The organism is Kitasatospora sp. NPDC058243 (assembly GCF_042882025.1).
Lineage (GTDB): Bacteria > Actinomycetota > Actinomycetes > Streptomycetales > Streptomycetaceae > Kitasatospora.
Map to the genome: position 1 here is coordinate 44,805 of NZ_JBHVWW010000071.1, position 6,821 is coordinate 51,625.

Consider the following 6,821-nt stretch of genomic DNA (forward strand, 5'->3'; position numbering starts at 1 on the left):
GTGGCCCACCGCAATGGTGATCGATTGGCCCTGGAAAGCGGTCCACTCGGCGTCTAGGCTCTTCACCGTGACCACCAAAGTCGATTTCTACTTCGATCCGATCTGCCCGTTCGCCTGGATCACCTCCCGGTGGATCCGTGAGGTCGAGCGCCACCGCGAGCTCGACCTCACCTTCCGGGTGATGAGCCTGTCCGTCCTCAACGAGGGCCGCACCGACCTGCCCGAGCGCTACCAGCGCCTGATGACCACCGGCTGGGGCCCCGTCCGGGTCTGCATCGCCGCCGCCGAACAGCACGGCGAGCACGTGCTGCGTGACCTGTACACCGAACTCGGCACCCGCCTGCACGACCAGGACCGGCCCGCCGACGACGCCGTCATCCGGGAGGCCCTGGTCGCGGCCGGACTGCCGGAGGAGCTCGCCGCCGCGGCCGACAGCACGGCGTACGACCTCGCGCTGCGCAAGAGCCACCACGAGGGCATGGACCCGGTCGGCGAGGAGGTCGGCACGCCGACCATCCACGTCGACGGCGTCGCCTTCTTCGGCCCGGTGCTGAGCGCCATCCCGCGCGGCGAGGACGCCGTCCGGGTCTTCGACGGGGTGCGGCTGCTGGCCGGCTACCCGAACTTCTTCGAGCTCAAGCGGACCCGGACCGGCTCGCTCGACTTCTCCTGACGGCGCCGCCGGCCCCCGCGCCGGGGCCGGCCGGTTCGTCCTGGACCTCCCGTCCGGGCCCTTCTCGCCCCACCATGGAGGGGGAAGGCCCGGCGGCGGAGAGGTGGTGGGCGCGGATGATCACCCGAATCCGGCTGCGCGCCGCCCGCCACCCCGCGACCCCGCCGCCCCCGGGCGGGGGCCCAGAGCGGCCCCGCACCCCCGGCGGCCCGCCGCCGCCCAAGCCGCCCCCGCCCGCGATGCGCCGCTGGCTGCTGCCCGTCGCCGTCCTGGTGACCCTGCTGCTGCTCATCCTGTTCTCGCGCTCCGGCTCGACCGGCGCCAACTACGGCTACACCGACTTCCTCAACCGGGTCGGCGCCGGCCAGGTGCAGACCGTGGACATCACCGACACCGGCGGGGTCACCGGCACCCTCAAGGACGGCACGCACTTCACCAGCCAGATCCCGACCGCCCTGGACACCTCCCAGCTCAGCGGCGAGCTGGCCGGCCAGCACGTCGACATCACCGCCAGCCACAGCGGCGGCAGCTCGGTCTGGTCCACGCTGCTGCTGTTCCTGCCGCTGCTGCTCTTCGGCGGGCTGTTCCTCTGGTCCGGCCGGATGGCCGCCCGCTCGCTCGGCGGCGGCCTGAGCGCCATCGGCCGCTCCCGCGCCAAGATCATCGAGGCCGAGCGGCCCGCCACCCGCTTCGCCGACGTCGCCGGGTACGAGGGCGTCAAGCAGGAGGTCAGCGAGGTGGTCGACTTCCTGCGCAGCCCCGAACGCTACGCCGCCGCCGGCGCCAAGGGCCCGCGCGGGGTGATCATGGTCGGCCCGCCCGGTACCGGGAAGACCCTGCTCGCCCGGGCCGTCGCCGGAGAGGCCGAGGTGCCCTTCCTCTCCGTGACCGGCTCCGGCTTCGTCGAGATGTTCGTCGGCGTCGGCGCCTCCCGCGTCCGCGACCTCTTCGACGAGGCCCGCAAACGCGCGCCGTCCATCATCTTCATCGACGAGATCGACGCCGTCGGCGGCCGCCGCGCGGGCGGCACCCGGCTCGGCGGCAACGACGAACGCGAACAGACCCTCAACCAGCTGCTCTCCGAGATGGACGGCTTCGACCCGACCACCGGCATCGTCGTCATCGCCGCCACCAACCGCCCGGACGCCCTCGACCCGGCCCTGCTGCGCCCCGGCCGGTTCGACCGCCAGGTCACCGTCCCGCTGCCCAACCAGGCGGAACGGGCCGCGATCCTCGCCGTCCACGTCCGCGGCAAGACCCTCGCCCCCGATGCCGACCTGAACCGCATCGCCCGCGGCACACCCGGCTTCTCCGGCGCCGACCTCGCCAACCTGGTCAACGAGGCCGCCATCAACGCCGTCCGCGCCGACCGCGCCACCCTCACCGCCGACGACCTCGACACCGCCCGCGACCGCGTCCTGCTCGGCCGCCGGGACTCCTCCAACGCGCTGCTGCCCGAGGAGCGCCACGCCGTCGCCGTCCACGAGTCCGGGCACGCCCTGACCGCCGCGCTGTGCGAACACGCCGACCCCGTCGCCAAGGTGACCATCCTCCCGGCCGGCGTCTCCCTCGGTGCGACCGAACAACTCCCCGAAGCGGAACGCCACCTGTACACCGAGGGCTACCTGATCGACCTGATCACCGTCCAGCTCGGCGGGCGGGCGGCCGAGCTGGTGGTCTTCGGGGAGGGCTCCACCGGCGCCGCCAACGACCTCGCCCACGCCACCGGCGTCGCCACCCGGATGGTCCGCGAATTCGGCCTCTCCCCGGAACTCGGCCCGGTCGGCTACTCCAGCGGCTCCCCGAACTACCTCGGCGACGGCCCCGAGGACCTGTTCCGCCGCCCGTACTCCGAGCAGACCCAGCGCGCCGTCGACGAGGCGGTGGCCCGCCTGCTGCGCCGCGCCGAACGCCGCGCCGTCGACCTGCTCCGCGAACACCGCCACCACCTCGACGAACTGGCCGCCCTGCTGGTCGCCCAGGAGACCGTCGACGGCGCCGTCGTCCTCGACATCCTGCGGCACCCCGCGTAGGCGCTCGCCCCGGCCCGCCGCAGCACCGCCACCACCTCGTCGAACGCGCGGAACCCGCTGGTAGCGTCCAGGGCGGGCACCCACCGTGTCACCTTCACCCGGGAGTCGATATGACCGAACCCCTGTCCGCCGACCTCCAGCGGGAGATCGCCCGCACCCTGCGGGTGGCCCCCGTCCCCAGCCCCGAGCAGGAGGCGAAGCGCCGGGCCGACTTCCTCGCCGACCAGCTCCGGGCGGCCGGCGCCCGCACGCTGGTGCTCGGCATCAGCGGCGGCGTCGACTCCACCACCGCCGGGCGGCTCTGCCAGCTCGCCGTCGACCGGCTGCGCGCCGCCGGACACCAGGCCGAGTTCTGCGCCATGCGGCTGCCCTACGGCACCCAGGCGGACGAGGCGGACGCCCGCCGCGCACTCGACTTCATCCGGCCGGACCGGACCCTGACCGTCGACATCAGGCCCGCGACCGACGCCGCCCTCGACGCGCTGACGTCCGCCGGCCTCACCTTCGCCGACCGCTCCCACGAGGACTTCGTCCGCGGCAACGTCAAGGCCCGCCAGCGGATGGTGGCCCAGTACGCGGTCGCGGGCGCCACCGGCGGCCTGGTCGTCGGCACCGACCACGCCGCCGAGGCGGCCGTCGGCTTCTTCACCAAGTACGGTGACGGCGCCGCCGACGTGATGCCGCTGGACGGGCTGACGAAGCGTCAGGTCCGCTCCCTGGCCGAGGCCTTGGGGGCCCCGGCGGACCTCGTCCACAAGACCCCCACCGCCGACCTGGAGACCCTCGCCCCCGGCCGCCCCGACGAGGACGCCCTCGGCGTCCCCTACGAGGCCCTGGACGACTTCCTGGAGGAGCGGCCGGTGAGCGAGGACGTCTTCCGCACCGTCCTCGGCCACTACCGCCGCACCGAGCACAAGCGCCGCCCGCCCGTCACCCCGGCGTAGCAGCCGAACCGGCCTGACGGTGCGCGGTGCGCGCACCGTCGGAGCGGCGGGCCCTACTGCGCCGCGATCCAGTCCGTGACCAGCGTGTCCAGCACTCCCAGCGGCAGGCTGCCGTGCCCGATCAGCTCGTGGTGGAACTCCCGGATGTCGAACCGGCCGCCCAGCGCCGCCTGGGCGCGCTCGCGGTGCCGGACGATCTCCCGGCGGCCGATCAGGTACGCGGTCGCCTGGCCCGGCCAGGCCAGGTAGCGGTCGATCTCGTTGCGGACGTTGGCCTCGGTGGTGGCCGTGTTGTCCCGCATGAAGGCGATCGCCCGCTCCCGGGACCAGCCGTAGTGGTGCAGACCGGTGTCCACGACCAGGCGCACGGCCCGCAGCGCGTCGAGCGACAGCATGCCGAAGCGGGAGAGGTCCGAGCTGTACAGCCCCATCTCGTCCGCGAGCCGCTCGGTGTACAGGCCCCAGCCCTCGACGTGGGCGGTCAGCTGGCCGCTCGGCCGGCGCCGGAACTCCGGCAGGTGGTGCAGCGTCTGGGCGACGGCGATCTGCAGGTGGTGCCCGGGCACGCTCTCGTGGAAGGCGATCGCCTCGTACTCGTACCTGAACCTGGTCTGCGGGCGCAGCGTGTTGATCCAGTGGGTGCCGGGCAGGCCGCCCGGGCCCGGCGGCTGGTAGTAGGCCAGCGGCCCGGTCTCCGCCTCGATCGGGTCGATCTCCCGGGTCACGCAGTCGGCGATCGGGTAGGCCCGGAAGTAGTCGGCCGAGGCGCGGCGGGCGCGCTCCAGCGCCCCGTCGACCAGGGTGATGATCTCCTCGGCGCTGCCGAAGCGCAGCGCGTGGTCCTCCCGCAGCGCGGCCAGCACGGCGTCGGGGTCGGTGATGCCGAGCACCCTGCCGCCCAGCTCGGCGAACTCCTCGCGCAGCCCCGCCAGGGTGTCCAGGCCGATCCGGTGGACCTCCTCCGGGGTGAGCCCGGGCCGGGTGTAGCGGGTGACGGCGTCGGCGTAGCCCTCGGTGCCGCCGGGCACGTGGCAGACCCCGGCCCGGTCGTCCGGCCGGGCGTCCGCGGCCAGCCGCTGGGCCAGGCCGGCCCGGTAGCGGGCCACGGCCGGGCGCACGCCGTCGCGGACGATCACCCGGCCCCGGTCGAACTCCGGGCGGCCCTGCAGCGCGCGCAGCAGCTGGTCGTCGTCCGGGTTGGCGACCAGGTAGGCGTCGAGCTGGTCGAGGGCGGCGTCGACGCCGCTGCGCAGCGGCGTGCGGCCCTCGGCGGCGGCGTCCAGGTGGAGCTGCAGGGCGGCGTCGAAGTAGCCCGGCAGGCCGGCCAGCCGCTCCAGGTAGGCGTCGGCGCCCTCCTGGTCGACGGAGGTCATGGCGAGCGAGGTGAAGGCCTCGTTCTGCGGTGCGGTGATGGTCGCCGAGATGCTGAAGTCGCCCAGTCCGTGGGTGATCCGGCCGGTGCCGTTGTCGATCAGCCGCCCGAGCACGCGGTGGGTGACCAGGTCCTCGCCGGCCAGCGCGTCCACCGGGATCGCGGCCAGTCGCGCCCCGAAGCCCGCCAGCGCGTCCCGGTGGCGCAGCGCGGCCGCGCGGGACGGGTCGGGCACCTCGTGGGCGTAGCCCTCGACCCCGCTCAGCGTCGCGTCGAACGGGGCGTGGGCGTTCTCGGCGGCGAAGTACTCCTCGGCCAGGGCGGCGAGTGCGGTGGGGGCGGCGAGCGCGGCGGGTTCGTCGTGGTGCGGCTGGTCGGTCATGGGCGCTCCCCGGTCCGGTGTGGTCAGAGTGACGAGGGTTGCCTGGGCGCCCCGGTGGCGCCGATTATTCGGAGTCGGTGGCGGCGCGGTCAATATGCGGCGCGGGGAAAGGGGTTCTCCCCGGCGCCCGGTGGCACCGCCGCCGACGCCCCGTCAGCGGTAGCCCTCCGGCGCGGCCGGCTTGCCCGCGTCCTGCACCTCGACCAGGTAGCGCCAGCAGTCCGGCCGGCTGCCGTCGCGGTCGGTGAAGCCGTACTCCAGGGCCAGCTGCCCGCTGGACACCGACCCGCCGTTCCAGCGGGAGACCTCGGGGTCGGTGGCGAGGGCGGCGACCGCCCGGCCGACGAAGTACGGGCTCTCGGAGATGCCGAAGTGCGGCTCCCGGGCCAGGGCGTCGCGCCAGTTCTCCTCGGTGACGCCGAAGTGCTCCAGCATGATCTCCGAGCGCATCCAGCCGGGGGTGAGCGCCAGGGCGGTGGCGCCGCGCGGGCCCAGCTCGTGGCCGAGCGCGAAGGCCATCCGCAGCACGGAGGCCTTGGCGAGGTCGTAGAAGAACGAGTTCCGGTAGGTGTCGCGGTTGTACTCGGCGGTGCCGTCGGTCATCTCGACGACCAGGCCGCCCGGGCGGCGCAGCAGCAGCGGGAGGGCGTGGTGGCTGGTGACGGCGTGCGTCTCCACCGCGAGGCGGAGCAGCCGCAGGCCGTCGTCCAGGTCGTGCTCCCAGACCGGGACGTTCCAGCCGAACAGGTTCTCGCCGCCCCAGATGTCGTTGACCAGGACGTCCAGCCGGCCCTGCTCGGCGTCGATCCGTTGCACCAGGGCGGCCACCTGGGACGGGACCAGGTGGTCGGTCGGCACTGCGATGCCCCGGCCGCCGGCCGCGGTGACCAGGTCCGCGGTGTCCTCGATGGTCTCCGGCCGGTCGTACTCCGAGCGCTGCTCGCGGGTGCTTCGCCCGGTGACGTACACCGTCGCCCCGGCGGCGCCCAGCTCCACCGCGATGCCCCGCCCGGCGCCCCGGGTCGCCCCCGCGACCAGGGCGATCCGACCGTCCAGCGCCCCTGCTGCCCGTGCCGCCCCTGCTGCCTGTGCCATCCGCAAGCTCCCTGTCCGCATGTCCGCCGACGACTGTGCCGACGCCCGTGGAACGGACGTCGGCACCAGCCTTGCGCAGGGGTCTGACAATCGGGCCCGGCCGGCGGCCGGAGCGCGCGGGTCAGCCGGCCTTGGCGGCCTTGGCAGCCTTGGCGGCAAGCGCCGCGGCGTCCTTCTCCTGCTTCTCCTTGATCCGGACGGCCTCCTTGCGGACGTCCACCTGGTTGGCGCGCTCGTGCTGCAGCCAGAGCGGGTTCTCGGCCTTGACGGCCTCGATCTGCTCGGTGGTGAGCGCCTCGGTCACGCCGCCGCGGGCCAGGCC

6 protein-coding genes are annotated in these 6,821 nt (G+C 74.3%); 3 read left to right on the plus strand and 3 right to left on the minus strand.

Annotation, left to right across the window (positions count from 1 at the left end):
* The first annotated feature begins 13 nt into the window (after positions 1-13).
* The 3 genes from ACFVX9_RS33160 (at position 14) to nadE (ending at position 3,650) form a co-directional block, all read left to right on the plus strand.
* Complete coding sequence (locus ACFVX9_RS33160) at positions 14-673, plus strand: DsbA family protein (RefSeq protein WP_387985226.1); 660 nt, start codon at positions 14-16, stop codon at positions 671-673.
* A gap of 116 nt (positions 674-789) precedes the next feature.
* Entirely contained in the window at positions 790-2,706 is a 1,917-nt protein-coding gene (gene ftsH, locus ACFVX9_RS33165; RefSeq protein ID WP_380371863.1) for an ATP-dependent zinc metalloprotease FtsH, read from the plus strand.
* Positions 2,707-2,816: 110 nt separating this feature from the next.
* On the plus strand, positions 2,817-3,650 hold the full coding sequence (gene nadE / locus ACFVX9_RS33170) for an ammonia-dependent NAD(+) synthetase (protein ID WP_063350387.1): 834 nt from the start codon (positions 2,817-2,819) through the stop codon (positions 3,648-3,650).
* 53 nt (positions 3,651-3,703) lie between these two features.
* On the opposite strand, the gene ACFVX9_RS33175 is transcribed toward nadE, so the two are convergent.
* The 3 genes from ACFVX9_RS33175 to ACFVX9_RS33185 form a co-directional block, all read right to left on the minus strand.
* On the minus strand, positions 3,704-5,404 hold the full coding sequence (locus ACFVX9_RS33175) for a DUF885 domain-containing protein (RefSeq protein WP_387985231.1): 1,701 nt from the start codon (positions 5,402-5,404) through the stop codon (positions 3,704-3,706).
* 153 nt (positions 5,405-5,557) lie between these two features.
* A complete protein-coding gene (locus tag ACFVX9_RS33180) occupies positions 5,558-6,499 on the minus strand; it encodes an SDR family oxidoreductase (protein ID WP_380371856.1) in 942 nt (313 codons plus the stop codon).
* Between the two features lie 121 nt (positions 6,500-6,620).
* Positions 6,621-6,821 (minus strand): DUF5997 family protein (locus tag ACFVX9_RS33185; RefSeq protein WP_387985235.1); only part of this gene is annotated, 201 nt, incomplete at its 5' end.

Bases quoted from the DNA above. Each gene is read 5' to 3' on its own strand.
- nadE (WP_063350387.1), top strand. From the start codon at position 2,817: ATGACCGAACCCCTGTCCGCCGACCTCCAGCGGGAGATCGCCCGCACC.
- ACFVX9_RS33180 (WP_380371856.1), bottom strand. From the start codon at position 6,499: ATGGCACAGGCAGCAGGGGCGGCACGGGCAGCAGGGGCGCTGGACGGT.
- ftsH (WP_380371863.1), top strand. From the start codon at position 790: ATGATCACCCGAATCCGGCTGCGCGCCGCCCGCCACCCCGCGACCCCG.
- ACFVX9_RS33175 (WP_387985231.1), bottom strand. From the start codon at position 5,404: ATGACCGACCAGCCGCACCACGACGAACCCGCCGCGCTCGCCGCCCCC.
- ACFVX9_RS33160 (WP_387985226.1), top strand. From the start codon at position 14: ATGGTGATCGATTGGCCCTGGAAAGCGGTCCACTCGGCGTCTAGGCTC.